The organism is Actinokineospora sp. NPDC004072, assembly GCF_053604195.1.
This window is the reverse complement of sequence record NZ_JBSGHB010000009.1, coordinates 235,361-259,345: the sequence shown is the minus strand read 5'-3', so window position 1 is coordinate 259,345 and position 23,985 is coordinate 235,361. Positions and strand designations below refer to the sequence as shown.

28 protein-coding genes are annotated in these 23,985 nt (G+C 73.4%); 23 read left to right on the top strand and 5 right to left on the bottom strand.

What is annotated here, in order from left to right:
• Nucleotides 1-3: 3 nt before the first annotated feature.
• Together ACWEPX_RS16480 and ACWEPX_RS16475 are read right to left on the bottom strand one after the other, a co-directional pair.
• On the bottom strand, nt 4-1,254 hold the full coding sequence (locus ACWEPX_RS16480; RefSeq protein WP_451898010.1) for a hypothetical protein: 1,251 nt from the start codon (nt 1,252-1,254) through the stop codon (nt 4-6).
• Nucleotides 1,251-1,949 carry a hypothetical protein gene (locus tag ACWEPX_RS16475; RefSeq protein ID WP_451898009.1) on the bottom strand — a complete coding sequence of 233 codons (699 nt, stop codon included), beginning with the start codon at nt 1,947-1,949 and terminating at the stop codon, nt 1,251-1,253. Before ACWEPX_RS16475 ends, ACWEPX_RS16480 begins: the two co-directional genes overlap by 4 nt.
• Nucleotides 1,950-2,173: 224 nt before the next feature.
• Between ACWEPX_RS16475 and ACWEPX_RS16470 the strand changes: the two genes are divergently transcribed.
• From ACWEPX_RS16470 to ACWEPX_RS16455, 4 genes are all read left to right on the top strand, one after another.
• Entirely contained in the window at nt 2,174-2,548 is a 375-nt protein-coding gene (locus ACWEPX_RS16470; RefSeq protein WP_451898008.1) for a YybH family protein, read from the top strand.
• Between the two features lie 100 nt (nt 2,549-2,648).
• Entirely contained in the window at nt 2,649-3,656 is a 1,008-nt protein-coding gene (locus ACWEPX_RS16465) for an NAD-dependent epimerase/dehydratase family protein (RefSeq protein WP_451898007.1), read from the top strand.
• On the top strand, nt 3,653-4,630 hold the full coding sequence (locus ACWEPX_RS16460) for a glycosyltransferase family 2 protein (protein ID WP_451898006.1): 978 nt from the start codon (nt 3,653-3,655) through the stop codon (nt 4,628-4,630). Before ACWEPX_RS16465 ends, ACWEPX_RS16460 begins: the two co-directional genes overlap by 4 nt.
• A complete protein-coding gene (locus tag ACWEPX_RS16455; RefSeq protein WP_451898005.1) occupies nt 4,627-5,844 on the top strand; it encodes an ATP-grasp domain-containing protein in 1,218 nt (405 codons plus the stop codon). The genes ACWEPX_RS16460 and ACWEPX_RS16455 overlap by 4 nt, the downstream gene beginning before the upstream one ends.
• Here ACWEPX_RS16455 and ACWEPX_RS16450 read toward each other — a convergent pair.
• Nucleotides 5,841-6,494 carry a response regulator gene (locus ACWEPX_RS16450; RefSeq protein ID WP_451898004.1) on the bottom strand — a complete coding sequence of 218 codons (654 nt, stop codon included), beginning with the start codon at nt 6,492-6,494 and terminating at the stop codon, nt 5,841-5,843. The genes ACWEPX_RS16455 and ACWEPX_RS16450 overlap by 4 nt on opposite strands.
• Complete coding sequence (locus ACWEPX_RS16445; RefSeq protein WP_451898003.1) at nt 6,491-7,597, bottom strand: sensor histidine kinase; 1,107 nt, start codon at nt 7,595-7,597, stop codon at nt 6,491-6,493. The genes ACWEPX_RS16450 and ACWEPX_RS16445 overlap by 4 nt, the downstream gene beginning before the upstream one ends.
• A gap of 185 nt (nt 7,598-7,782) precedes the next feature.
• On the opposite strand from ACWEPX_RS16445, the gene ACWEPX_RS16440 reads away from it, so the two are divergent.
• The 9 genes from ACWEPX_RS16440 (at nt 7,783) to ACWEPX_RS16400 (ending at nt 13,622) form a co-directional block, all read left to right on the top strand.
• Nucleotides 7,783-8,115 carry a DUF6223 family protein gene (locus tag ACWEPX_RS16440; RefSeq protein ID WP_451898002.1) on the top strand — a complete coding sequence of 111 codons (333 nt, stop codon included), beginning with the start codon at nt 7,783-7,785 and terminating at the stop codon, nt 8,113-8,115.
• A gap of 63 nt (nt 8,116-8,178) precedes the next feature.
• Entirely contained in the window at nt 8,179-8,640 is a 462-nt protein-coding gene (locus ACWEPX_RS16435; protein WP_451898001.1) for a YbaB/EbfC family nucleoid-associated protein, read from the top strand.
• Between the two features lie 3 nt (nt 8,641-8,643).
• Nucleotides 8,644-8,958 carry a type VII secretion target gene (locus ACWEPX_RS16430; protein ID WP_451898000.1) on the top strand — a complete coding sequence of 105 codons (315 nt, stop codon included), beginning with the start codon at nt 8,644-8,646 and terminating at the stop codon, nt 8,956-8,958.
• The gene (locus ACWEPX_RS16425; protein ID WP_451897999.1) at nt 8,955-9,656 is read left to right on the top strand and encodes a WXG100 family type VII secretion target; all 702 of its coding nucleotides are present in this window, start codon (nt 8,955-8,957) and stop codon (nt 9,654-9,656) included. The genes ACWEPX_RS16430 and ACWEPX_RS16425 overlap by 4 nt, the downstream gene beginning before the upstream one ends.
• A 7-nt stretch (nt 9,657-9,663) precedes the next feature.
• Nucleotides 9,664-10,332 carry a hypothetical protein gene (locus ACWEPX_RS16420; RefSeq protein WP_451897998.1) on the top strand — a complete coding sequence of 223 codons (669 nt, stop codon included), beginning with the start codon at nt 9,664-9,666 and terminating at the stop codon, nt 10,330-10,332.
• A gap of 24 nt (nt 10,333-10,356) precedes the next feature.
• Complete coding sequence (locus ACWEPX_RS16415; protein WP_451897997.1) at nt 10,357-10,875, top strand: hypothetical protein; 519 nt, start codon at nt 10,357-10,359, stop codon at nt 10,873-10,875.
• Nucleotides 10,876-11,054: 179 nt separating this feature from the next.
• A complete protein-coding gene (locus ACWEPX_RS16410) occupies nt 11,055-11,450 on the top strand; it encodes an iron chaperone (protein WP_451898057.1) in 396 nt (131 codons plus the stop codon).
• A 104-nt stretch (nt 11,451-11,554) separates the two neighbouring features.
• On the top strand, nt 11,555-12,424 hold the full coding sequence (locus ACWEPX_RS16405) for a GyrI-like domain-containing protein (RefSeq protein WP_451897996.1): 870 nt from the start codon (nt 11,555-11,557) through the stop codon (nt 12,422-12,424).
• Nucleotides 12,425-12,470: 46 nt separating this feature from the next.
• Entirely contained in the window at nt 12,471-13,622 is a 1,152-nt protein-coding gene (locus ACWEPX_RS16400) for a GyrI-like domain-containing protein (protein WP_451897995.1), read from the top strand.
• Between the two features lie 3 nt (nt 13,623-13,625).
• On the opposite strand, the gene ACWEPX_RS16395 is transcribed toward ACWEPX_RS16400, so the two are convergent.
• Complete coding sequence (locus ACWEPX_RS16395) at nt 13,626-15,236, bottom strand: FAD-binding oxidoreductase (RefSeq protein WP_451897994.1); 1,611 nt, start codon at nt 15,234-15,236, stop codon at nt 13,626-13,628.
• Between the two features lie 326 nt (nt 15,237-15,562).
• On the opposite strand from ACWEPX_RS16395, the gene ACWEPX_RS16390 reads away from it, so the two are divergent.
• The 10 genes from ACWEPX_RS16390 to ACWEPX_RS16345 all read left to right on the top strand — a co-directional run bounded on the left by ACWEPX_RS16390 (nt 15,563) and on the right by ACWEPX_RS16345 (nt 23,979).
• On the top strand, nt 15,563-16,186 hold the full coding sequence (locus ACWEPX_RS16390; protein WP_451897993.1) for an LmbU family transcriptional regulator: 624 nt from the start codon (nt 15,563-15,565) through the stop codon (nt 16,184-16,186).
• 43 nt (nt 16,187-16,229) lie between these two features.
• Nucleotides 16,230-17,003 (top strand): SDR family NAD(P)-dependent oxidoreductase, encoded by a 774-nt coding sequence (locus ACWEPX_RS16385; protein WP_451897992.1) that lies wholly within the window; start codon nt 16,230-16,232, stop codon nt 17,001-17,003.
• 279 nt (nt 17,004-17,282) lie between these two features.
• Entirely contained in the window at nt 17,283-18,458 is a 1,176-nt protein-coding gene (locus ACWEPX_RS16380) for a 3-deoxy-7-phosphoheptulonate synthase (RefSeq protein WP_451897991.1), read from the top strand.
• Nucleotides 18,459-18,593: 135 nt separating this feature from the next.
• Complete coding sequence (locus ACWEPX_RS16375; RefSeq protein WP_451897990.1) at nt 18,594-19,940, top strand: salicylate synthase; 1,347 nt, start codon at nt 18,594-18,596, stop codon at nt 19,938-19,940.
• A complete protein-coding gene (locus ACWEPX_RS16370) occupies nt 19,937-20,977 on the top strand; it encodes a ketoacyl-ACP synthase III family protein (protein ID WP_451897989.1) in 1,041 nt (346 codons plus the stop codon). Before ACWEPX_RS16375 ends, ACWEPX_RS16370 begins: the two co-directional genes overlap by 4 nt.
• Before the next feature lies 1 nt (nt 20,978).
• A complete protein-coding gene (locus ACWEPX_RS16365; protein ID WP_451897988.1) occupies nt 20,979-22,604 on the top strand; it encodes a (2,3-dihydroxybenzoyl)adenylate synthase in 1,626 nt (541 codons plus the stop codon).
• Nucleotide 22,605: 1 nt separating this feature from the next.
• Entirely contained in the window at nt 22,606-22,875 is a 270-nt protein-coding gene (locus ACWEPX_RS16360; RefSeq protein WP_451897987.1) for a phosphopantetheine-binding protein, read from the top strand.
• Entirely contained in the window at nt 22,872-23,288 is a 417-nt protein-coding gene (locus tag ACWEPX_RS16355) for a cupin domain-containing protein (protein ID WP_451897986.1), read from the top strand. The genes ACWEPX_RS16360 and ACWEPX_RS16355 overlap by 4 nt, the downstream gene beginning before the upstream one ends.
• The gene (locus ACWEPX_RS16350; protein ID WP_451897985.1) at nt 23,285-23,611 is read left to right on the top strand and encodes a hypothetical protein; all 327 of its coding nucleotides are present in this window, start codon (nt 23,285-23,287) and stop codon (nt 23,609-23,611) included. Before ACWEPX_RS16355 ends, ACWEPX_RS16350 begins: the two co-directional genes overlap by 4 nt.
• On the top strand, nt 23,608-23,979 hold the full coding sequence (locus ACWEPX_RS16345; RefSeq protein ID WP_451897984.1) for a cupin domain-containing protein: 372 nt from the start codon (nt 23,608-23,610) through the stop codon (nt 23,977-23,979). The genes ACWEPX_RS16350 and ACWEPX_RS16345 overlap by 4 nt, the downstream gene beginning before the upstream one ends.
• Nucleotides 23,980-23,985: the final 6 nt, after the last annotated feature.

The window sequence follows — 23,985 nt, the reverse complement described above, 5'->3', positions numbered from 1 at the left end:
GCCTCAGGCCGCGACCGGGGCGGGCACGCGCGCCGGTTCGCGGAGCCGGGCGCGCAGCCAGGCCGCCTTGGCGGCCAGGCCGATCACCAGGGCGGTCATCGCGCCGACCGCGCCGAGGGTCGGCACCATGAGCAGCGCCGCCGCCGCGGTGGCCACCAGACCGGCGACCGCGGCCGAGCCGGTGGTGCGCAAGGCCGCCCCGGTCGTGTTCTCCAGCAGGTACACCGCGTAGACCACGGCGCAGAACACGGTCATCTCCACCAGCGTCACCACGGCCAGGGCCACCGGGTTCGCGCCGAGGTCGCCGACGGCCGCCGCTCCCCCGCGCGCCCAGACCACCGCGGCCGCGCCGAGGACCAGCCCGACGGCCACCGCGGTCACCGCCACGGCCACCCCGCTGATCCGCCGGGCCACCGCCCGCCCGGACCGGCCCGCCGTGCCGCGCAGGCGCAGGGACGTGGCGGGCTGGCCGATCCGCAGCAGCAGCAGCGCGAGGCCGCCGAGCGCGGCGGACACCAGCAGCGCCAGGTAGACCGCGGCCACGTCCTGCGGCGCGACCACCACCGCCAGCACCACGTAGAGCACCGAGATCGACGCCGAGTCGGCCACGTCGGTGACCGAGGCCAGCGCGGCGCGGCGGGTGAGCAGGGGGCCGAGCCCGGCGCGCGGGCGGGCGGGCCGGGCGCGCACGGCGGGCACCAGGGCGGCCAGCACCGCGCACACCGCGAGCACGCCCACCACCAGCACGAGCAGGTAGGCGTAGGGCTCCAGGTACCCGGCCACCGCCAGCGCGGTCGCGGCGAGGACGTGCAGGGCGACGGCGGTGAACGCCAGGCCGTCGCGGGCCGGGTGGCCGAGCAGGCGGTGCGTCGAGGCCAGCGCGGACAGCAGGCCCTGGCCGGAGAGGTACACCGCGCCCAGGCCGTAGAGCGCGGGGCGCCCGCCGAGCGGGGCCAGGGCGGCGGCGACCGCGGCGCACACCGCGACCGGCGCGGCGGCCCTGGCCAGCAGCGCCCGCATCGACTGGTGGGCCAGCCGCGCGGTCCTGGGCACCGAGGTCAGCATCGTCTTCTCCGCGCCCATCACCAGGAAGACGAGGAAGACGAAGGTGCTGGTGGCGGCGACGTACTCGCCGAAGCGCGCGGCGCCCCACGCGGGCAGCAGCACCACCGCCGACATCGAGAGGCACGCCCGCGCCGTCCCGCGTCCGGCGATGACCCGCAGGACGTCGCGGCGGCGCGGCCGGGCGGTCACTGACCCGCGTGGACGGTCTCCGGCTCCGCGCGCCGCGCGCCGTCGCCAGCCGGGCGCGTGCGGCGGCCGACGAGCCTGCGCCAGAACCGGTCGGGCAGGGTCAGCACCAGGATCGCCAGCACCACGTGCACGCCGATGAAGACGAACGCCTCGTTCTTGGTCAGCTCGTGGCCGACCCGGACGGTCATGTGGTCGGCCCAGGACCACACCTCCGGGATCGGCGTCCACTTCGGGTCGGTGTGCGGGTTGACCGTCAGGTACGCCAGGTCCTCCAACCCGGACAGCTGCAGCAGGATGCAGGCGTAGCCCAGCCGCCGCGCCATCCCGCCCGAGCCGCCGCCGAGCCGCCAGGCCAGCACGAAGGCCAGGATCAGGAACGGCGTGAGCATGAGGACCAGGTAGTACACGCCCTCGCCGAAGAAGATCTTCGGCACGAAGTAGGTGAAGTACACCAGGAAGCAGATCGGGATGGCGGCCAGGGCGATGCCCCGGCGCACCCGGGCCGACAGGTCCATCGCGGCGATGGCCTCGACCGCGAGGACGAACGGGACGAGCTTGGCCAGGAACACCCAGATGTTGGGCAGCTCCTTCTCGTGCGGGAACCCGAAATAGACCGCTGCCGCCGCGGCGAACGCCGCGGCCGCCAGGATGATGAAGATCCACCGCGACCGCGTCGCGGATTGATCAACAACCATGATCGCTCCAGAATTCCTCGCCCCACCCGTGACGGGCATCGTAACCACCGGCGGGCCGTTGGGAAGCAGGTTCGGCGAAGCGGACCAGCGTCCGCGTCCGTTCGGCCGCCGTTCCCGGTCACGGTTGCGCCGAACCGCCTTCCGCGGCGACGGGAATTGGGTAATGTCACGCGCCTGCGCAGGCGGGCGCGGGCGTATTCACCGAAAACCGAAAGGAGTTCGCCGTGGCCGTCGAAACCGACCCCCAGGCGGCCATCGACGCGCACCTGGCGGCGATCGCCGGGCGCGACCTCGCCGGGTACGCGGCGAGCCTGCACCCCGAGGTCACCGTCGTGGTGCCCAGCGGGCGGGTGATGACCGGGGCGGCGGAGGTCATCGCCTTCCACGAGCAGTGGTTCGCCCAACCGGGCTGGACCTACGACGTGGTGCACCGGCGCTCGGTCACCACGGCCGACTCGGCCGTCCGGGTGGTCGAGGTGACCTACGCCGACGGGCCGGGGGCGCCGCCGTCGCGGTTCGTCATGGGGCTGTCGTTCGTCCGGGAGGGCAGCGCCTGGCTACTCGTTCACGACCAGTGCACCGTGCTCCGTACGGAGTAGTTCGGAATATTCGGCATTTCCGTAGAAGAACGGTCTTTCCCGACACGGAACCGATTGTTACAGTCCGGGCACTTCGCGCCGTGGAAAGGGCGACGCAACGATGGAAGACAGCGTTCTCATAACTGGGGTTGCCGGGTTCCTCGGCAGTCACGTAGCGGATTGGATGCTTACCCAGGGCTACCACGTCCGCGGTATCGACAACATGATCGACGGTTTTAAGGATAACGTTCCAGACGGCGTTGAGTTCCGGGTGGCCGACTGCCGCAACGCCGCCGAGTACGAGGACATGCTCGACGGGGTGGACATCGTTTTCCACTGCGCGGCCGCGCCCTACGAGGGCCTGTCCGTGTTCGCGCCGTACCTGGTGAACGAGCACACCACCGGGGCCACGGTCGCGATGCTGTCGGCGTCGGTGCGCAACGGTGTGCGGCGGTTCGTCCACTGCTCATCGATGTCGCGCTACGGCGAGCTCGTCCCGCCGTTCACCGAGGACATGCGCCCGGAGCCGCTGACCCCGTACGGGATCGCCAAGTACGCGGCGGACCTCCAGGTGCGGGCCATCGCCGGGGTGCACGGGATGGAGCACAACATCGCGGTGCCGCACAACATCATCGGCCCGCGGCAGCGCTTCGACGACCCGTACCGGAACGTCGCAGCCATCATGATCAACCGGGTGCTGCGCGGGCTGCCCCCGGTGATCTACGGCGACGGCAGCCAGCTGCGCTGCTTCAGCTTCGTCTCCGACGTGGTGTCCTGCCTGACCAAGCTGGCCATCGACCGCGACATCGTCGGCGAGGTGGTCAACGTCGGCCCGGACGAGGGCACGGTCACGGTGCTGGAGCTGGCGCAGACCATCTGCGACATCATCGGCGTCGACTGCGACCCGATCTTCATGCCCGCCCGGCCGCTGGAGGTCCACCACGCCACCTGCAGCTCGGACAAGGCGCGCAGGCTCCTCGGCTACCGCACCGAGGTCGGCCTGCGCGAGGGCCTGGCCGAGATGGTCGAGTGGATCTCCCGGCAGGGGCCGCGGGAGTTCGACTACAACCTCGAACTGGAGATCGTCAACGAGCTGACCCCGACGACCTGGTCCCGGCGGCTGATGTGAGCGGGCTGACCGCGATCGTCCCCTGCTACAACGAGGGCGCCCAGGTCGACCGCGCCTACCGCGAGGTGTGCGACGCGCTCGGCGCGGTCGACGACCTGGAGGTGCTGTTCGTCGACGACGGCAGCCGCGACGACACGCTGGCGCGGATCAAGCGCATCGCCGAGGAAGACCCGCGGGTGCACTACGTCTCCTTCGCCCGCAACTTCGGCCTGCCCGCCGCGGTCACGGCCGGGTTCCGCTACGCGGCCCGGCCGTGGGCGGTCCAGCTCGACGCCGACATGCAGTTCCCGGCGGCGGAGACGTGGCGGCTGCTGGAGACCGCGGGCGAGGGCTACGACGTGGTCTTCGGCATCCGGGCCGACCGCAAGGACTCGGTGCTGCGGCGGATGGGCGCGGCGGGCGCCCACTGGGTGGCGCGCAAGGTGCTGCACGTGGACGTGCCGCACGGGGCGACGTCGTTCCGGGTCGTGCGCACCGAGGTCGGCCGCACGATCGTCGACCTGCCGACGGGCAACTCGCACTTCGTGGCGAAGGCGCCCCAGATCGGCGCCCGGTGCGCCACGGTCCCGGTCGCGCACCGGGAGCGGGCGGCGGGCACGTCGAAGTTCCGCATCGGACGGCTGGCCGGGGACGCCTTCGAGCTGTGGTTCGGGTTCTCCTGGCGGCCGCTCAACGCGGTGTACCTGCTGGCCGCCGTGGCCGCGCTCGCCGCGGTGGTGCTGTCGGTCCTCGGCGCGACCGGGGCGGTGGGCGGGACCGCGCTGCTGGCCACCGCCCTGCTGGTGTCGGCGACGACGGCGGTCTGCGTCGCCGTCGTCGGGCGGTACCTGCACCGGCGGATGATGGATGTGCGACCACGGCGGATCTACTACGTGCGGGAGGCGAACATCCCGGTGTCCGACGACGACCTGCTGGACCGGGGCGTGCAGGCGCCGCCGCCACCGCGGCGCGCGGCCGAGGCGGCGCCGCGGTGAGCGCCGGGGACCTGCTCGTCCTGGGCGCGGGCGAGGAGCAGGTGGTGCTCTACCAGGAGGCGCGCCGCCGCGGCCTGCGGACCATCGCGGTGGACATGCGCGCCGACCGGCCGGGCATCGCCCTGGCCGACGAGTTCCTGCGCATCTCCACGACCGACCACCGGGGCATCGCGGCGGCGCTGCGCGGCAGGCGGCTGGCCGGGGTGGTGTCGACCGCGGCCGACACCTGCCTGGACTCCTGGCACCACCTGTCCGTCCACTTCGGAACTCCGTGGGTGTACCCCGCCGAGGCGGCGGCGGTGTCGATGGACAAGTCGGCCTTCCACCGCACCGCGGCGGCCGCGGGCGTGCCCACCTACCGCTGGGCGCAGTCCGACGACCTGACCGAGCTGGCCGCCGCCGCGGCCGGGTTCCGGTTCCCGGTCGTGGTCAAGCCGACCGACGCCTCCGGCGGGCGCGGCGTGCACGGCGTGGACGACCCGGCCGACCTCGACGTCGCCCTGAAGACCGCGGCGCGGCTCTCCCCGCGCGGGCAGGTCATCGTGGAGGAGTTCGTCGAGGGCGTGAACTACACGGTGAACGTGTTCATGTCCGGCGGCGAGGTGGCGCTGGGCGTCATCACCGAGAAGATGATCTTGCCCGGCCCCGGGTTCCTGATCGGCGGCCACACCGCGCCCGCGCGGCTGACGCCTGCCGACGAGGCGGCGATGACCGCCGAGGCCGCCGCGCTGTGCCGCGCCTTCGGCCTGCTCGACGGCCCGGCCAACTTCGACGTCGTGGTCTCCCCCGACGGCACGCGGTACGTGCTGGAGGTGGGCGCGCGCATGTCCGGCAACGGCTTCCCGCGGCTGGTGTCGGCCCTCGCCGGGGTGGACTGCGTGGCCGCGGTCGTCGCCCTGGCGATCGGCGAGCCGGTGCGGCTGGAACCCACCCGGTGGCGGCCGACCCGGCTGCAGGTGCTCACCTCGCCCCTGCCCGGCCCGGGCGAGTTCGTCGGGGCGAACGGGCTGGACGCGGTGGCCGCCCTGCCGGACGTGACGTCGGTCGAGCTGTTCGTCCGCCCCGGCGACGCGGTGCAGCCCTTCACCGAGGCGGGCCGCAAGCTCGGCTGGGTGGTGGTCAGCGCCGACGACCGCGACGGCCTCGCCCAGCGGGTCGACGAGGTCGTGGCGGCGCTGGACGTCGAGGTCCGCCCCGCGGAGGCCGTCGCCTAGCCCGCCGGGGTGACCAGCCCGGACTCGTAGGCGAAGACGACGAGCTGGGCGCGGTCGCGGGCGTGGAGCTTGGCCATCGCCCGGTTGATGTGCGTCTTGGCCGTCAGCGGGCTGATCACCATGCGGGCGGCGATCTCGTCGTTGGACAGCCCGCGGGCGACCAGGGCGACGGCTTCGCGTTCGCGGTTGGTCAGGTCGTCCGACCGAGGGGCGGTGGGCCGCGGTTGGGCGACGAACCGGTTGATCAGCCTGCGGGTGATCGATGGGGCGAGCAGGGCGTCACCGCGGGCGGCGACGCGCACGGCGTGCAGGAAGTCCTCCGGCTGGATGTCCTTGACCAGGAACCCGGCCGCGCCCGCCCGCAGGGCGTCGAAGACGTGCTCGTCCAGCCCGTAGTTGGTCAGGATGACCACGTGCACCCCGGCCAGGTCCGGGTCGGCGGCGATCCTGCGGGTGGCCTCGATGCCGTCGACGCCGGGCATCTGGATGTCCACCAGGGCGATGTCCGGGCGGTGCAGGCGGGCCAGCGCCACGGCGGCGGCGCCCTCGGCGGCCTCGGCCACCACCTCGATGTCGTCTTCGGCGGCCAGCAGCGCGCGGAAGCCGCTGCGGATCAGCGGCTGGTCGTCGACCAGCAGCACCCGGATCACCGCTGCTCCACCGGCAGTTCGGCGTGGACGGTGAAGCCGCCGCCCCCGCGCGGCGCCGCCCGCAGCGCGCCGCCCAGCGCGGTGACCCGCTCGCGCATCCCGAGCAGGCCGACGCCGGGCGCGGGCGGATCGTCCGCTGTGGCCGTCCCGTCGTCGTCCACGCGGATCACCAGGGCGTCGGGCCGGTAGTCGATGCGGATGGTGGCCGTCGCGGCCGCCGCGTGCCGGGTGATGTTGGTCAGCGACTCCTGCACGATGCGGTAGGCGGTGCGGTCGACCGCGGCGGGCACGGCGTCCGGCGTGCCCCCGATCGTCAGCGTCGCGTCCAGGCCGGTGGCCCGGACCCGGCGGACCAGGTCGGGCACGTGGTCGAGGCCGTGCTGGGCCGCCTTGTCGTCGTCGCGCAGGGCCGCCAGCGTCGCGCGCAGCTCCCTGGCCGCCTCCCGGCCCGCGTCCCGGATGGCCAGCAGGGCCTCGGGCACCGCATCGCCCCGCTTGCGCGCGAGGTGGACGGCGACCTCAGCCTGCAGCTTGATGACCGAGATCTGGTGGGTGAGCGAGTCGTGCAGCTCGCGGGCGATGTGCAGCCGCTCCTCGTTCGCCCGGCGCAGCGCGGTCTCCTCCCGGGTGCGCTCGGCCTCGTCGGCGCGCCGCTCGGCCTGCCGCAGCGCCTCCCCCGCCGCGGCCGCGGCGACCAGCCACGCCAGTTCGAGGACGTCCCGGGAGCGGGCGAACGCCTCCCCCACGAGCGCGCCGTGCGGCGACACCACGATCGCCAGCGGCAGGGCGGCGAGCATGAGCACGGCGCTCGCGGCGGTGATCGCGCGGTGGCCGGCGCGCATGGCGGAGTAGACGGCGAACAGGTACGCCACGACCGGCACGTCGAACCCGAGCGCCTGCGCGCCCAGCGCGCACAGCCCCGTCGCGGCGAGCACGGCCACCGGCGCCCGCCTGCGCCCGACCAGCGCCAATCCGCCTGCCGCCAGCACGACGTACCCCGGCAGACCCGCATCGGGGTGGTGCTTGGACAGCCCGGTCACCACCAGCGTCACCGCCACCCCGACGGCGAGCCCCCCATCGACGACGACCGCCCGCCCCTTCATGCGGCCACCCTAACCACGGCCGCGCACCGCCGAATCCCACGCGGGGACGACCGCCGACTACCGCACCCGCAGTACTCCCCCGCCGCCCTGCGCCACCCGTGGCACCGCAAAGTGCCTGCCCGAGCACGACGACGACCGGTGATCGGCCGGACAAGATCAGCGGCAACTCACTGGAAGGAACCCCCATGCTGGTCACGTCCTTGGCCCAGAGCGCCGACGCCTACACCCTCTCCCCAGGCAGGCTCGCCGCCCTCGCCGCCGCGCTGCTCGGCCTGGCCGCCCTCACCGCAGCCATCCTGTCCCTGACCCGCTTCACCCGCCGCCCCGCCACCGCGCGGCGCTCCAGCGCGGCCGCCGTCGCCTTGGGCGCGATGGGCGCGGTCATCGGCGCGCTGGTCGTCGTCACCGCCGACGGCGGGCTCGGCACCGGCAACGGCCTCGGCGGCGGCGTGGTGTCCATCGCGCTGGGACTTGCGGGGGCGATCGCGGGTGGTGTCGCCCGCCGTCGCACCGCATGAACTGGCGGACGAATCCGCGCGAGCACTGCCCGCGGGCCGCCCCCGATCACTAGGCTGCTGGGCATGGACGGCGCGATCCTCGACCCCGGCGGTGCGCGGGAGCATTTGGCGGCGTGGAAGGGGCGCATCGACAAGATGGCCCAGGACACCGAGGCGATGCGCCAGCGGCTGCAGGAGCTGCGGGTGACCGCGCGGGACCCGAACGGGTTGGCCGAGGTGTCGGTCGACTCCACCGGGGCGCTGGTCGACCTGCGGCTGACCGACCGCATCGGGCGGGTCGCGCCGGAGGTGGTGGCGCAGGCGATCATGAGCACGCTCGGCGCGGCGCGCGGAACCCTCGCCGACCGGTCGCGGGAGGTCATCGCCGAGACGGTCGGCACCGAGTCGCCTGCTGCCAAGGCCATCGCGGAGAGCGTGGACCGGCACCTGCGCCGCGACTTCAGCGCGCCGAACCCGCCGAGCCCGCAGAAGCGCCGCCCCGACGAGGACGACGAGGGCTACTACGACCCGTTCCCCGAGGGGTGAGCCGTGGGATTCAAAGTCGACATCCAGCAGCTGCGGACCCACGCGCAGAACGTGCAGGCGGTCCGCCAGCGCTTCGACGCCGTGCAGAGCGCCAGCTCGCACATCGCGCGCGACGACCAGGCGTACGGGCTGCTGTGCGGCTGGATCGCCGGGGTGCTGGAGGGCAGGCACCAGAAGCAGGACGAGCTGCTGGCCTACGTGGCCGAGAACCTCGACATCGCCAGCCGCGAGCTGGAGCTGAGCGCGGACGCCTACGACGAGGTGGACAACGACAGCGCCGACAAGCTCAACCGCATCGGGGTGGTGGAGCTGCCGTGACCGACGGATCACTCGTCGCCCCGGTCCAGTCGACGCGCGACCCGTGGACCGGCTCCAGCCTCGCCGACGGGATCGAGGACCTGGTCACCGCGATCAAGAGCGAGGACTGGGTCACCGGCGCGCTCTCGGGCGCGGGCCTGGCGCTGGAGGGCGCGGCCACGGTGATGGACCCGTTCAGCGCGCTGCTGTCCAACGGCCTGGGCTGGGCGATGGAGTACTTCGAGCCGCTGCGCCAGGCCCTCGACGAGCTGACCGGCATGCCCGACGTGGTCCGCTCGCACGCGGCCACCTGGAACAACATGGCCACCGAGCTGCAGGCGATGTCCGAGGAGCTGCGCAGGAACCTCGACGGCGACCTCTCGGAGTGGACCGGCGCGGCGGCCGAGGGCTACCGCGAGCTGATGGCCAACAACGTCGATGCGATCGGCGGGCTGGCCGCGATCTCGGCCGGGATGGCCGCGGCCACCGAGGGCGCGGGCGGCCTGGTCGAGATGACCCGCGAGATCGTCCGCGACCTCATCGCCGACCTGGTGGCCCGGGTGGTCGTCTGGGCGGTCGAGGCGCTGCTGGTGGTGACCATCCCGGTGATCGCCGCGCAGATCGCGGCCGCGGTGGTCAAGTGGGCCGGGCGCATCCTGAACTACACCACCTCGCTGGTGCAGAGCATCACCAACCTCTCCCTGCTGCTCGACGGATAGGCGCGACATGACCCCACGAACCCGGCGGCCGGGCGGCGGCGGTGACGGCGGCGACGGCGGCTCCGGGCGCAGGCCGTCGCGGCGCTCCGGCGACGTCGACGCCTCCTCCAGCGTCTCCACCGCCCAGCGCGCGACCCAGGAGATCGCCCAGCGCGGGCGCCCGGGAGGCGCGTCCGGCAACGGGCAGACCACCCAGCCCGGCCGCACCCGCGAGCCGGGCTCGGAGGAGTCCAGCAGCATGCCGGAGTGGCTGCGGCAGCGGATCGAGGAGGGCAACGAGTTCAACCGGCGGCGCGAGCCCTACTACGAGGAGCAGGGCGGCGCGAACGAGGTGCACGTCGAGCCCCGCTCGGACAAGGGCCAGTACCCGCGGGTGGACTCCTACGTGCCCGGCGAGGAGATCGTCAGCCGCAAGCACACCCAGTTGGGCGAGGTGCAGGAGAGCACGGCGATCGGATATCTGCGCGAACTCGCCAACCACTACGGGCCGGGCACGATTGTCGCCGACACGCCGACGAACCGGCGCGATCTCGGCGACGACGCCATCGGTTTGCCGATGGACGGCGACATGGTCCTGGAAGTGCCCGTGCAGACGCGGGACGTGCCGGAAGCCGTGCTGGCCGAGGCGCGCAAGCTGGGTATCATCATCCGGGACGAGAACGGCCGAACGTACTGATCCACAATTCGCGGGCACGGAGACATGGTCGACTACTGCTTCAAGTGGAATTACGCCGACAGCGCCCCCGGGGAGCCGTTGACCGAGGACGAGGCCCGGGTCCGCGACGCAGCGGGCGACGAGTACACCGCGATCATGCCGCCGCGGACCGGCGCGAAATCGCCGACGCTGGTCACCGTGGTGCGCAAAACCGGGGTCTTCGTGGTGACCTTCCTCGACGCCCCGGGCCGCAAGTCCACTGAATACACGTTCATGCGCAAAACCGGGGAAAGCCTATTCCTGGCCCGGGTCCACCTGTGGAAGTACCCGGACGAGCAGGCCGGGCTCCGGCTTTCCGACGCCTCCTCCCACGAAACGGTGACCTACCGCGAGGACGGCTATGTGAAGCGGCTCATCCGGAACAAGGTCGACCGGGTTCAGGAAACCGTCGAATACACCGATGTGCCGGTCGACGCGAACTGGGAGCCGGTGCCCGCCTTCGGCGACTACCGGTCGATCGCCCGCTACGACCGCGACGAGCAGGTCACCAACCGGATCCCCTGACGACCCCGGACGTGAGGGTCGGTCAGGAATGGAGAAGCGGGGGCGGTGGGGCCGCGCCTAGCGTTGCTGTCAGCACGAGCCGCTGACCAGCCGGAAGGACCCCTCCCGTGAGCAACGCCACCAAGACCGCCAAGAAGACCGCCGACTACGCGGGCTTCACCGCCGAGGAGCGGGCGGCGATGAAGGAGCACGCCCAGGAGCTGAAGAAGCAGGCCAGGCGCGCCTCCCAGGCGGACAAGGCCGCGGCGGCCGAGCGCGACGTCGTGGCCAAGATCGCCGAGCTGCCCGGGTCCGACCGGGTCATCGCCGAGCGCGTGCACGCCATCATCAAGGCCAACGCCCCCGTCCTCGCCCCGCGGCTGTGGTACGGCATGCCCGCCTACGCCGTCGACGGCAAGATCGTCTGCTTCTTCCAGCCCGCGGACAAGTTCAAGGCCCGCTACGCCACGCTGGGCTTCAACGACCCGGCGGAGCTGGACGAGGGCACCATGTGGGCCACGGCCTTCGCGATCACCGCGGTGACGTCCGCCGTGGAGACCAAGATCGCCGAGCTGGTGCGCAAGGCCGTCGGCTGAGCGCCCGGAGCCGCGGCGGCCGGCCGGGATGACCCGATCGGTCCGCTGCGATCGGGCCCCGGCGGGCCGGTTCGGGAGAAGGTGGTGGCGAAGGGAGGCCGCTGATGATCACGGCGCTCAACCGGCTGGTCGACCTCGTCGAGGAGCACCTCGGCGCGGAGATCGATGTGGACGGCTTTGCCAGCGGGCACGGCACCACCGAGTACCACCTGCGGCGGATGTTCTCGTCGCTGGCGGGCATGCCGCTGTCGGAGTACGTGCGGCGGCGCCGGATGACCCGCGCGGCAGCCGAGGTCGTCCGCGGCGACGACGACCTGCTGACGATCGCGGTCAACCACGGGTACGGCTCGACCGAGGCCTTCGGGCGGGCGTTCCGGGCCGTGCACGGGATCAGCCCGCGCGACGCGCGGCGCGACGGCGGCCCCCTTCGCACCCAACCGCAACTCAGGTTCCGCCTGACCGTCGAAGGGAGCTCCCCGATGGACACCCGAATCCTCGACCGGCCCGCGTTCCGGCTGATCGGCCACGCCACCCGCGTGCCGCTGATCCACCGCGGCGTCAACCCGCACATCCAGCAGCACATCGCGCGGCTGCCCGCCGCGGAGCACGCCCGGCTCAAGGCGCTGGGCGACACCGACCCGGCCGGGCTGCTCCAGGTCACCGACGACATCGACCCCGATGCCGCTGAGGGCACCGAGCTGACCTACCTGCACGGGGTGGCCGTCGCCGCGGGCACGCCCGCCCCCGACGACCTCGACGCCATCGAGGTCCCCGCGGGCCGGTGGGCGGTGTTCCGCACCTCGGGGCCGCACCCGCAGGCCCTTCAGGACACCTGGGCGGCCACCGCGACCGAGTGGTTCCCGGCGAACCCGTGGCGGCTGCGGCCCGGACCGTCGATCGTCGCCGTGCTCGACCGCGCCGCGGACTTCAGCACCGCGACCTGCGAGCTGTGGCTGCCGGTCGAGGCGGCCTGACCCACCGGCCGGGCATGCCGCCTATTCTAGCGCTAGAATAGGCGGCATGTCCGCGTCCCTGACCGACGGCGAGCTGACCGTCCTCGGCCTGCTCGTCGAGCACCCCCGCCACGGGTACGACCTGGAGCGGGTGATCGAGGAGCGCGGCGTGCGCGCGTGGACGGCGCTCGGCTTCTCCTCTATTTACTACGTGCTCGACAAGCTGGCCAAACGCGGTCTGGTCGAACCGACCGGGGCGCCGGGGCCGGGCAAGTCGCGCGTCACCTTCCAGGCCACCGCGGCGGGCCGGGAGCTGTGCGCCGCCGCCACGCGGGAGGCGCTGGCCACCCCGACCCCGCTGCGCGCCCGGGTGCTGATCGGGATGGCCAACAGCCCGGGGCTGCCCGCGGCCGACGTGGTGTCCGGGCTGACCCGCCGCCTCGACGCCCTGCGGGAGCAGTTGGCGCAGGTCGAGGCGGCGCGGGCCGCCCAGCATCCGCTGCCGTTCGCCGCCTGCGCGATCTTCGACCACGGCGAGGCCATGCTCAAGGCCGACATCGCCTGGACGCGATCGACGCTCGACGCGCTCACCGAGGACAGGACCGTGGAGAAGTACGACATCAAGAAGGCCCGCAAGGCCCTCTACGCCCCGCCGTCCCGCGACTTCGCCGTGGTCGACGTGCCCCCGATCCAGTACCTCGCCGTCGACGGCCGCGGCGACCCGAATACCGCGCCCGCCTACGCCGCCGCCGTCGAAGCCCTCTACGGCGTCGCCTACACGCTGAAGTTCGCCGGCAAGGCCCAAGGCAGGGACTTCGTCGTCGGCCCGCTGGAGGGCCTGTGGCGGGCCGACGACCCGAGCGTGTTCACCAAGCGCAGCAAGGATGCGTGGGAGTGGACGATGCTGATCAGCCAGCCGCCGTGGATCACCGAGGACATGGTGCGCAACGCGGTCGACAGCGTGGCGCGGAAGAAGTCCCTCCCCGCGCTCGCCGAGGTCCGCCTGCTCACCCTCACCGAGGGGACCAGCGTCCAGATCCTGCACATCGGCCCCTTTGACGACGAAGCGCCCACTTTGGACCGGCTGCACCACGACTACCTGCCCGCCCACGGCCTGACCTTCAACGGCGACCACCACGAGATCTACCTCAGCGACCCCCGCCGCACCCCGCCCGCCAAGCGGCGGACGATCCTGCGCCAGCCGGTCCGGCCGACGTAGGCGCTAGGACGGCAGTTGGATCGACTGGGCGTGTTGGAAGATGTTGCGGGGATCCCACTTCGCCTTGATCTGCTGGAGGCGCGGGTAGTTGGACTTGTAGTACAGGTCGTGCCAGGGGACCGCCGAGGTGTTGAAGGCGGGGTCGGAGAGGTCGGTGTCGGGGTAGTTGATGTAGCAGCCGTCGGAGGTGGGCCCCGGGGTCGGGACGCCGCCGGTCCCGGCGTAGACGTCGGCGTAGAAGGCGCGCAGCCACGCCAGGTTCACGGCGTCGTCGGCGGGTTTGACCCAGAAGGTCTGGTAGATCGCCTGGAACGCCGAGTCGCGGTGGGAGGCCGCGGTGGCCGACGGGTGGACGGCGTTGATGTTCCCGCCGTAGGGCAGCAGGAGCACCATGGCGTTCGGGTTGGCGATGTCCGGGCTGGTGAGGTGCTTGTGGATCGTGGCGATCTCGGCGTCGGTGTAGCCCTTGCGGCGGTAGGCCGACTTGTGGTCGGCGCGCAGGCCCGGGTTGGTCAGGACGGTCGAGTTGGTCGACAGGAAGCGCACCGACTGGAACCAGGGCAGGCGCTGGATGTCGATCAGCTCCGGCATCGGGCCGTACTCGCCCGCGTTGCTGGTCACCGGGTAGACCTGCGGGGTCACCCCGTCGCGGACCTCGGCGACGAAGTCGGCCAGCAGCCGCTCCGCGCGCGGGGCGTCCGCGTCGACCTGGACGAACAGCGAGACGCTGCCGTTGGAGCGGTGGTTGAGCGCCAGCGACGCGGCCAGGGCCACCCCCGGCGAGCCCGGCGCGCTGTTGCGCTCGTGCCAGTTGCCGTAGTTGCGCACCAGCCGGGCGAACCGCTCCGGGGTGAGCTCGTCCCAGGAGAACGCCATCGCGTTGAGCAGCACGGCCGACGGCGGCCTGGGCAGGGCGGTGGTCGGGTCCTCGCCCGTCGTGCCCGGTGAGCGCAGCCAGTAGCGGGTGACGACGCCGAAGTTCCCGCCCCCGCCGCCGGTGTGCGCCCACCACAGGTCGCGGTTGGGGTCGTCGGGCTCGCGGGTGGCCACCACGCTGCGGGCGGTGCCGTGCCGGTCGACCACGACGACCTCGACGGCGTAGAGGTGGTCGACGGTCAGCCCGTCGCGGCGCGACAGCGGGCCGTCGCCGCCGCCGCAGATGTGCCCGCCTGCGCCGACCGAGTAGCACCGGCCGCCCGGCAGCGTCACGCCCCATCCCTTGTAGAGCGTGGCGTAGAGGTTCAGCAGCCGGGCGCCGGGCTCGGCGGCGAAGGCGCGCATGCGCGGGTCGTAGTAGACCGCGTCCATCCCGGACAGCTCGATGACCGCGCGCACGTCCGGGTTGGCGACGAAGTCCTCGTAGCAGTGCCCGCCGCTGCGCACCGCGACCCGCCGCCCGGCGCGCACGGCCCGCTGCACGGCGTCGACGACCTGCTGGGTCGAGCCGACCAGCTGGAAGTAGTCGGGCGAGCCGACCCAGCGCTGGTTGTCCCCGGTGACCAGCTCGCCGTAGCGCGGATCGCCCGGGAACACGGTGAACGGCCCGAAGCGGCTCGGCGGGAACTGCGCTGAGCGCTCGTCGTTTTCCGCATTCCTGGTCAAGATTTCATCCATTGCGTTCTCCCCCACATGGCCCAACGCCCGCGCCGTAACGTGAACGACTCTACGGACGGGGCCACCCCAGTTTCCCCAATTCACCTGCGCCTTCACACTATCAGGTGAAGACCCGGTGACGCTGCTGAATGCGTTGGCCCGCAACGGGAGTCTGGTCGAGGACCCCTGTGCTAGGGTGGCCGCACTGGGGTCCGGGGGGACTGCTTTGGCGAGCCCGAGATCAATTGGCGAGCAACGGGCGGAATGGCTATTTCGCCGGGTGTGCCCGAGTCGCCCCCGAACCGCCGAAAGCGCCGCCACACCAGTAGGCACTCTTAGGGGGAAACGTGCCACCAGCACAGCAGCAGGTCCGGGAGCCTGCCCGCGCGCCGGGGAAACGCGAAGACGACCAGGTGCTCATGTCCCGCGTCGGGTTGCGCATCCCGGGCGGGCTCACCTACGACAGCTGGCAGCGGACGGGGGTCCAGCTCTCGCGCATCATCGATTCGTCGGCATGGTGCCTGGGCGACTGGCTGGTCTGCGGCCAGAAGAACTACGCCGACCGGTACCTGCGGGCCGTCGAGGTCGCCGGGCTCGACTACCAGACGCTGCGCAACTACGCATGGATCGCCCGGCGCTTCCCGCTGCACCGGCGCCGGGAGGGGCTGAGCTTCCAGCACCACGCCGAGGTGGCCGCGCTGCCGACGGCGGTGCAGGACCAGTGGCTCGATCGCGCCGAGCAGGCGGGATGGTCGCGCAACGAGTTGCGCCGCAGGCTGCGCGGCAGCCGCGGGGGCGAGCGGCAGGCCCCCGCCCCGACGTCGCTGATGCCGCGGCTGCCGGTCGCGCGCGAGCGCGTCGAGCGCTGGCGGGCCGCGGCGCAGCGCTGCGACGACGAGCTGGAGAACTGGATCGTGCTCATCCTCGACCGCGCGGCCGAGCACGCCCTGACCGGAGGCGCCGCGCCGTGATCTGCGAACAGGATTCAGCTACCGCCGTGGAGGACGAGACCAGATGACGAAGACAACGCGAGTCGCCGTGGTGACCGGTGCGGGCCGGGGGATCGGCCTCGCGGTCGCCCGCGCCCTCGCCGACGACGGGTTCGCCGTCGTCGGGGCCAGCCGCACGGTCACCGCGGCGCTCGCCGAGCTGACGCCGGACGCGGTCGAGGCCGACCTGGGCGACCCCGACGCGCCCGCGCGCGTCGTGCGCCACGCCATCGACCACCACGGCCGCATCGACGTGCTGGTCAACAACGTCGCGGGCACGTCGTCGCCGTCCGGCGGGTTCCTCCAGCTCGACGACGACGCCTGGCTGCACACGGTCAACGCGACGCTCATGTCGACCGTCCGCACGACCAGGGCCGCCCTGCCGAGCCTGCTCGCCACCCGCGGCGCGGTCATCAACATCAGCTCGGTCAACGCGCGGGTGCCGCAGCCGCGGCTGGTCGCCCAGTCCGCGGTCAAGGCCGCGGTGACCAACCTCGGCAAAGCGCTGGCCGAGGAGTTCGGCGCCCAGGGCCTGCGCGTCAACACGATCTCGCCGGGTCCGGTGTGGACGGACCTGTGGTCGTCGCCCGGCGGCGCCGGGGACATGCTCGCCCGGCGCGCGGGGTCCACGCTGGCCGAGTACAAGGACCGGCTGCCCGCCGCCGTGGGCGTGTCCACCGGGGAGTTCGCCGACCCGGCGGAGATCGCCGCGCTGGTGGCGCTGCTGGCCTCCGGCCGGGTCCGCAACATGAGCGGCGCGGACCTGGTGATCGACGGCGGGATGATGAAGAGCGTCTGACCCGCTCGCCCGCACCACCCCCGCGGACGCGGGCGGCCCCGGCTGCCCGCGTCCGCCGATGAATTCGATCCCACCCTATTCCCGATCAGCCCGCGACGGCAACATCGGCCGCGATTCGCGTCCCGCCGGCGGGACGGCGGGATTCCACGGGATTCAATTTCCTCGCGGCCCCCGCCGCGCGTGTGCCATGTTGGAAAGGCGCACGCCGCCCGGGGGGAATTGCGAAATGGCCGGGTGGACCGTTGTCGGTGGTCGGAGGCCAAGGTGCGGAGTGAACTGTTGTCGATATCGGCCGATTCGGCGCTGCAGCAGCCGGAATGGCCGGACCAGCGGCACGTGCGGCTGGTCCGGGCCGAGCTGGCCGCGCGGGCGCCGCTGGTGCGCGCGGAGAACGTCGCCGCGCTGCGGCGCCTGCTGGCCCGGGTCGCCGCGGGCGAGATGCACGTGGTGCAGGCGGGCGACTGCGCCGAGGACCCGGACGAGTGCACCCCGGTCTACGTGGCCCGCAAGGTCGCGCTGCTGGACCTGCTGGCCGGGGTGCTGAAGATGGCCACCGGCAGGCCGGTGCTGCGGGTGGGCCGGATCGCGGGGCAGTTCGGCAAGCCGCGGTCGCGGCCGACCGAGCGGGTGGGCGGGGCGGACCTGCCCGTCTACCGCGGCCACATGGTCAACCGGCCGGAGCCGGACCCGCTGCTGCGCCTGCCCGACCCGCGGCGGCTGCTCACCGGCTACGACGCGGCGAGCGCGGCGATGGGCTACCTGTGCTGGCGCACCCGGGAGCGGCAGCCGCGGGTGGCGGCGTCGGTGTGGACCAGCCACGAGGCCCTGCTGCTGGACTACGAGCTGCCCATGCTGCGCCGCGACGAGGCCGGGCGGCGGCTGCTCACCTCGACGCACTGGCCGTGGATCGGCAACCGCACCAACCAGGTCGACGGCCCGCACGCCGCCCTGCTGGCCGCGGTCGAGAACCCGGTCGCCTGCAAGGTCGGGCCGGGCATGGACCCCGACGAGCTGGTCGCGCTGTGCGAGCTGCTGGACCCCTTCCGCACGCCGGGCAGGCTGACCCTCATCGCCCGCATGGGCGCCGACGCCGTGGGCGAGCGGCTGCCGCCGCTGGTGGCCGCGGTGCGCGCGGCGGGCCACCCGGTCGTCTGGCTGACCGACCCCATGCACGGCAACACCGTCAACGGGCCCAACGGGCTCAAGACGCGGTTCCTGGAGACCGTCGTGCGCGAGGTCGTGGGGTTCCAGCGCGCGGTGGCCGCGGGCGGCGGGGTCGCGGGCGGGCTGCACCTGGAGACCACCCCGGACGCGGTGACCGAATGCGTCGCCGACGCCTCGATGATTGATCACGTCGGCGACAAGTACACCAGTTTCTGCGATCCCCGGCTCAACCCCAAGCAGGCCATAGCGGTGGTTTCCGCGTGGTTCCGTGGCGGGCCGCAGCCGCGGTGAACTAGCCTGGTTCACGGCGGGTTGGATTTCCTCCCGATGTCCCGCGGGGCGGGACACCGCATTTGCGAGCGCAGGTCCTCGCGCTCATCACATTTCGCTGAAATCGCATTTCTCGGGCTACCGGAGGTCGCTGGGATGGGCACGACTGCAAGGCCGCACTACATCGAGACGACGATCGAGGTGCCCGCCGACCCGCTGGACGCCGTCGCCCGGCTGGCCGACTCGGGCCCGCACGAGCAGTTCGTGGTGTACGAGAACGGCGGGCACTGGTCGTACGCGGGCGGGGTGCTCGCCGACCTGCGGCTCGACCGCAGCGGGGCGCGGCTGCGCGGCGTGCGCGATGCTTCGCTGCCGTGGGGCGACCAACCGCTGCGGCAGGTCGGCGACCTGCTGGCGATGGTGCCGGTGCGCGGCTGGCGGGCCTACGGCACCGCCGCGTTCGAGCTGTCCTACGCCAAGGGCGGCGACCGGTCGCATCTGGACGACGCGGCCCTGCTGCACCTCGTGGTGCCCGAGAGCGAGGTGCGCATCAGCGGCGGCCACGCCCACGTGCGGGCCACCGACCCGGCCACCCTGGCCGCGCTCATCGACCTGCTCACCGGCCCGGTCCCCGAGCGGGACCACCGCGCCGTGCCCATCGACGTGCGGCAGACCGGGCACGACGAGTACTGCGCCGCGGTGGCCAGCGCCGTCGGGGAGATCGAAGACGAGCGGCTGCAGAAGGTCATCCTGTCCCGGCTGGTCGAGGTGGAGCAGGACGTCGACCTGGTGGGCACCTACGTGCTCGGCCGCAGGCGCAACACCCCGGCCCGCTCGTTCCTGCTGCGGCTGGACGGGCTGGAGGCGGCCGGGTTCAGCCCGGAGATCGTGGTCAGCGTGACCGCCGACGGCGGGGTGGTCAGCCAGCCGCTGGCGGGCACCCGCGCGCTCACCGCCGACGCCGCGGCCAACCGCAGGCTGGGCGGGGAGCTGCTGGCCTCGGCCAAGGAGATCTACGAGCACGCGATCTCGGTCAAGGTCGGCAACGACGAGCTGCTGACGGTGTGCGAGCCGGACTCGGTCGGGGTCCGCGACCTGATGTCGCTGGCCGAGCGCGGCAGCGTCCAGCACCTCGCCTCCCGGGTGACCGGGCGGCTGGCCGCCGGGCGTGACGCCTGGGACGCCTTCGGCGCGGTGTTCCCCGCGGTGACCGCATCCGGGGTGCCGAAGGAGGCGGCCTACGCCTCGATCCGCAGGCACGAGGCCGAGCGGCGCGGGGTCTACAGCGGCGCGGTGCTCACAGTGGACGAATCGGGCGCCCTGGACGCCGCCCTCGTCCTGCGGACGATCTACCGCCAGCACGGGCGGACCTGGCTGCGGGCGGGCGCGGGGATCGTCGGCCAGTCGCAGCCCGAGCGGGAGTTCGAGGAGACCTGCGAGAAGCTCGACAGCGTGGCGCGGTTCCTCGTCGCCAGCCCGGTGCGCGCCGGGGTGGGCGCGTGAGGACCGACGGCATCCACCTGGCCGGGATCGGCAGCGTCGTGCCCGAGCGGGTCAGCACCGAGCACGCGGTGGCCCAGGGCTGGTACGACGCGGCGGCCCGCGAGTCCGCGCGCCTCACCGCCGTGGCCGTCGCCGGTCCGCGGCCCGCGCCCGACATGGCCGTCGAGGCCGCCGCGACGGCGGTCCGGCGCAGCGGGCACACCGCAGACGACTTCGGCGTCCTGCTGCACAGCCACGCCCACCACCAGGGCCCGGACGCCTGGTCGCCCGCGCACTACATCCTCAACAACACCCTGGACCGCCCGATCCCGGCGATCGAGGTCAAGCAGGGCTGCCTGGGCGGCCTGGCCGCGCTGGAGCTGGCCGCGACCCGGCTGCTGGCCAACCCCAGCCACCCGGCCGCGCTGGTGACCGCGGCGGACAACTTCTCCATCCCGCTGGTGGACCGCTGGCGGACCTCGTCGGCGTTCGTGCTCGCCGACTCCGCCGCCGCGGTGGCGGTGTCGCGGACCGGCGGGTTCGCCCGGCTGCTGGCCATCGGCTCGGTCTCCGACGCCCGGATGGAGGCGCTCGACCGCGGCGGCGACCCGCTGTTCCCGCCCGGGGTGACCGTCGGCGCCCCGCTGGACTTCGACCGGCGGCGCGCGCACATGCGCGCCCAGTGGGCCCGGGGCGTCACCCCGCCCATCGGCTACTTCGGCGACAAGATCGTCGACGTCGTGGAGTCGGTGCTGAAGGAGGCGGGCTGCACCCTCGACGAGATCGCCCGGGTGGCCCACCCGGGGTTCGGCTGGGACTCGCTTGAGGCGATGTTCCTCGCCCCGCTGGGCATCGACGCCGAGCGCGGCGTCTGGGACCACCTGCGCGGCATCGGGCACGCCGGGGTGACGGAGGTCTTCATCGGCCTGGAGCACCTGTGGACGAGCGGGCAGGTCGGCCCCGGCGACCGCGTGCTGCTGGTGTCCTCGGGCGCGGGCGCGTCGATGGGCGCCGCGGTGGTCGAGATCAGCGCCGCCCCCGAGCCGGAGGAGGGCTGACATGCTCGCCGGATGCACGCCCTGGCCCACCGAGGCGGCCCGGCGCTACCGGGCGGCCGGGATGTGGCGCGGGGAGTCCCTCGGCGCGCTGCTGCGCGGCGCCGCGGCCCGGTTCGGCCCGGCCACCGCGCTGGTGCACGGCGACCGCCGGATCTCCTACGCCGCGCTCGACCGCTGGGCCGACCGGATGGCCGCGGGCTTCGCCCAGCGCGGCGTCGCAGCCGGTGACCGGGTTGTGGTGCAGCTGCCCAACGTGCCGGAGTTCGCCGCGGTGTGCTTCGCGCTGTTCCGGCTCGGCGCGACACCGGTGTTCGCGCTGGCGGCGCACCGGGGCCAGGAGATCGGGCACCTGTGCCGGATCACCGGGTCCACCGCCTACGTGCTGCCCGGGGTGCACCGCGGGTTCGACCACCGCGAGCTGGCCCGCTCGGTCCGCGCGCAGGCGCCCGACCTGCGGCTGCTGGTGAGCACCAGCGGCGAGGGCGACATCGCGGACCTGTCCGCTGTGGACGCCGAGCCGGTCGACCTGCCCGAGCCCGACGCCGGGGACGTGGCCTTCTTCCTGCTCTCCGGTGGGACCACCGCGCTGCCGAAGGTCATCCCCCGCACCCACGACGACTACGCCTACCAGGCCCGGGCGTGCAGCGCTGTGCTCGGCATGTCCACATCGGACGTGTACCTGGCCGTGCTGCCGCTGGAGTTCAACTTCACCTGGGGCTGCCCGGGGGTCATCGGCACGCTGCTGGCGGGCGGCACGGTGGTGCTGGCCGACGACCCCACGGCCGACGACTGCTTCGCGCTGGTCGAGCGGGAGCGGGTCACGGTGACCTCGCTGGTGCCCAGCGTCGCCCAGCTGTGGCTGGAGGCGGCGGAGTGGTCGGAGGCGGACCTGTCGAGCCTGCGGGTGGTGCAGGTCGGCGGGGCGAAGCTGCCCCGGTCGGTCGCCGAGCGGATCGCGCCCGCCTTCGGCTGCGGGCTGCAGCAGGTCTTCGGCATGGCCGAGGGCCTGATCACCATGACCCGCCCGGAGGACCGGCGCGAGGTGGTCCTGGGCACCCAGGGCCGGGCGCTGTCCCCCGCCGACGAGATCAGGATCGTCGACCGCGACGGCCATGACGTGCCTCCCGGGGAGGTGGGCGAGCTGCTCGCCCGCGGCCCGTACACCCTGCGCGGCTACTACCGCGCGCCGGAGCACAACGCGGTCGCGTTCACCGCCGACGGGTTCTACCGCAGCGGCGACCTGGCCCGGCTGACCGGGGACGGCGAGCTGGTCATCGAGGGCCGGATCAAGGACGTGGTGATCCGCGGCGGCGACAAGATCTCCGCAGCCGAGGTGGAGGGCCACCTGCTGGCCCACCCGGGCGTCGCCCGCGCCGCGGTGGTCGGCGTCCCCGACGACCTGCTGGGCGAGCGCACCTGCGCCTACCTCGTGGTCACCGGCGAGCCCCCGGCGCTGCCCGACATCAAGCGCGCCCTGCGCGAGCGGGGCCTGGCCGACTACAAGCTGCCCGACCGGGTCGAGTTCGTCGCCGAGCTCCCCACGACCCCGCTGGGCAAGGTCGACAAGAAGGCGCTGGCGCTGCGGGCCGACCGGCCGCGCACGCCCGCGGCGAACCCCGGAGGCTGACATGGACACCGATTCCCCGACGAGCACCCAGCCGCCCGACGAGGCCGAGCTGCGCGCGCTGGTGGCCCCGCTGCTGGGCGTGGCGCCCGAGGACATCCCGGCCGAGGCCAACCTGGTCCTGCTGGGGCTCAGCTCGATCGACATGATGCGGCTGGTCGGCCGCTGGCGGCGGGCCCGCATCCCGGTGGTCTTCGAGGAGCTGGCGGCCGCGCCGACGCTGCGCGGGTGGCTGGCCCACCTGGACGGGCTGCGGGCGGGAGGGCGGCCGTGACCGAGCCCGCGGTCATCGCCGACGCCGCCGACCCGTCGGAGGTCCACGGCGTGCACGGCGCCGCCGGGGTGTCCTGGTGGAAGTGCTTCGCCCGCCGCGACGACCTGTTCGGCGGGTGGGAGGCCGTCGAGTGGGCCGGGCTGCCGCCGGGCGGGGTCAGCGGGGAGCACGTGCACACCCGCACCGAGGAGCTGTACTTCATCATCTCCGGCACCGGGGTGATGCTCCTCGACGGCCGGGAGTACCCGGTCCAGGGCGGCGACGTGGTGCTCAACGGCATCGGCACCCGTCACGGCCTGCGCAACGCGGGCGAGGACCAGTTGACGTGGCTGGTCATCGAAGTGGTGGGACCGCTGATGGCCGCCGTCTACGCCGATTACCAGAAGCAGGCCGAACATGGGGGGATGCGATGAGCAACGCCGTGGTGATCAACCTCAGGGAGGTCCGGGAGATCGACGCCCGGGTGTTCCTCAGTGGACCGCTGGGCCGGATCCGGCTGCCGCAGCTGGCCCCGGGCCAGCGCGAGACGCTGGTGGCCGACACCCAGGAGCACACGCTGTTCACGGTGCGGGGCAGCGGGAACGCGGTGAACGGCTCGGCGACGGTCGCCCTGCGCCACGGGGTCGCGCTGACGCTGCCGCTGGGCAGCAGCGTGACCGTCGAGGCGGGCGGCGACGGCCTGGAGCTGTTCATCGCCAGCCTGGCCACCCCGCAGCCCGACGGCGCGGCGTCGTGATCGTCACCGACGCGGGCGTGCGCAGCCGCACCGCGGCGGGCGCGGCCTGGCGCTGCCTGGCGCGGCGGGGCATGCTGCACAGCGAGTGCGAGGCCGTGGACTACGTGCGGCTGCCGCCCGGGTCGGTCCGGGATGGACGCGGCCGGGCGGGCGTCGAGGCGGTGTGGTTCGTCCTCAGCGGCGAAGGCCGCTTCCACGACGGCGCCGACCACTCGGTCCCGGTGCGCGCGGGCGACCTCGTCCTGTGGACCGGCGGCCGCGGCGGCTCGGTCCACAGTGGATCGGGCGGCCCGCTCGAACTCGTCGCGCTCGCGGTGCTGCCCGCCGCGGTCACCGACCGGCTCCCCGCCCGCTGCCCCGTCGCCTAGGAGGTG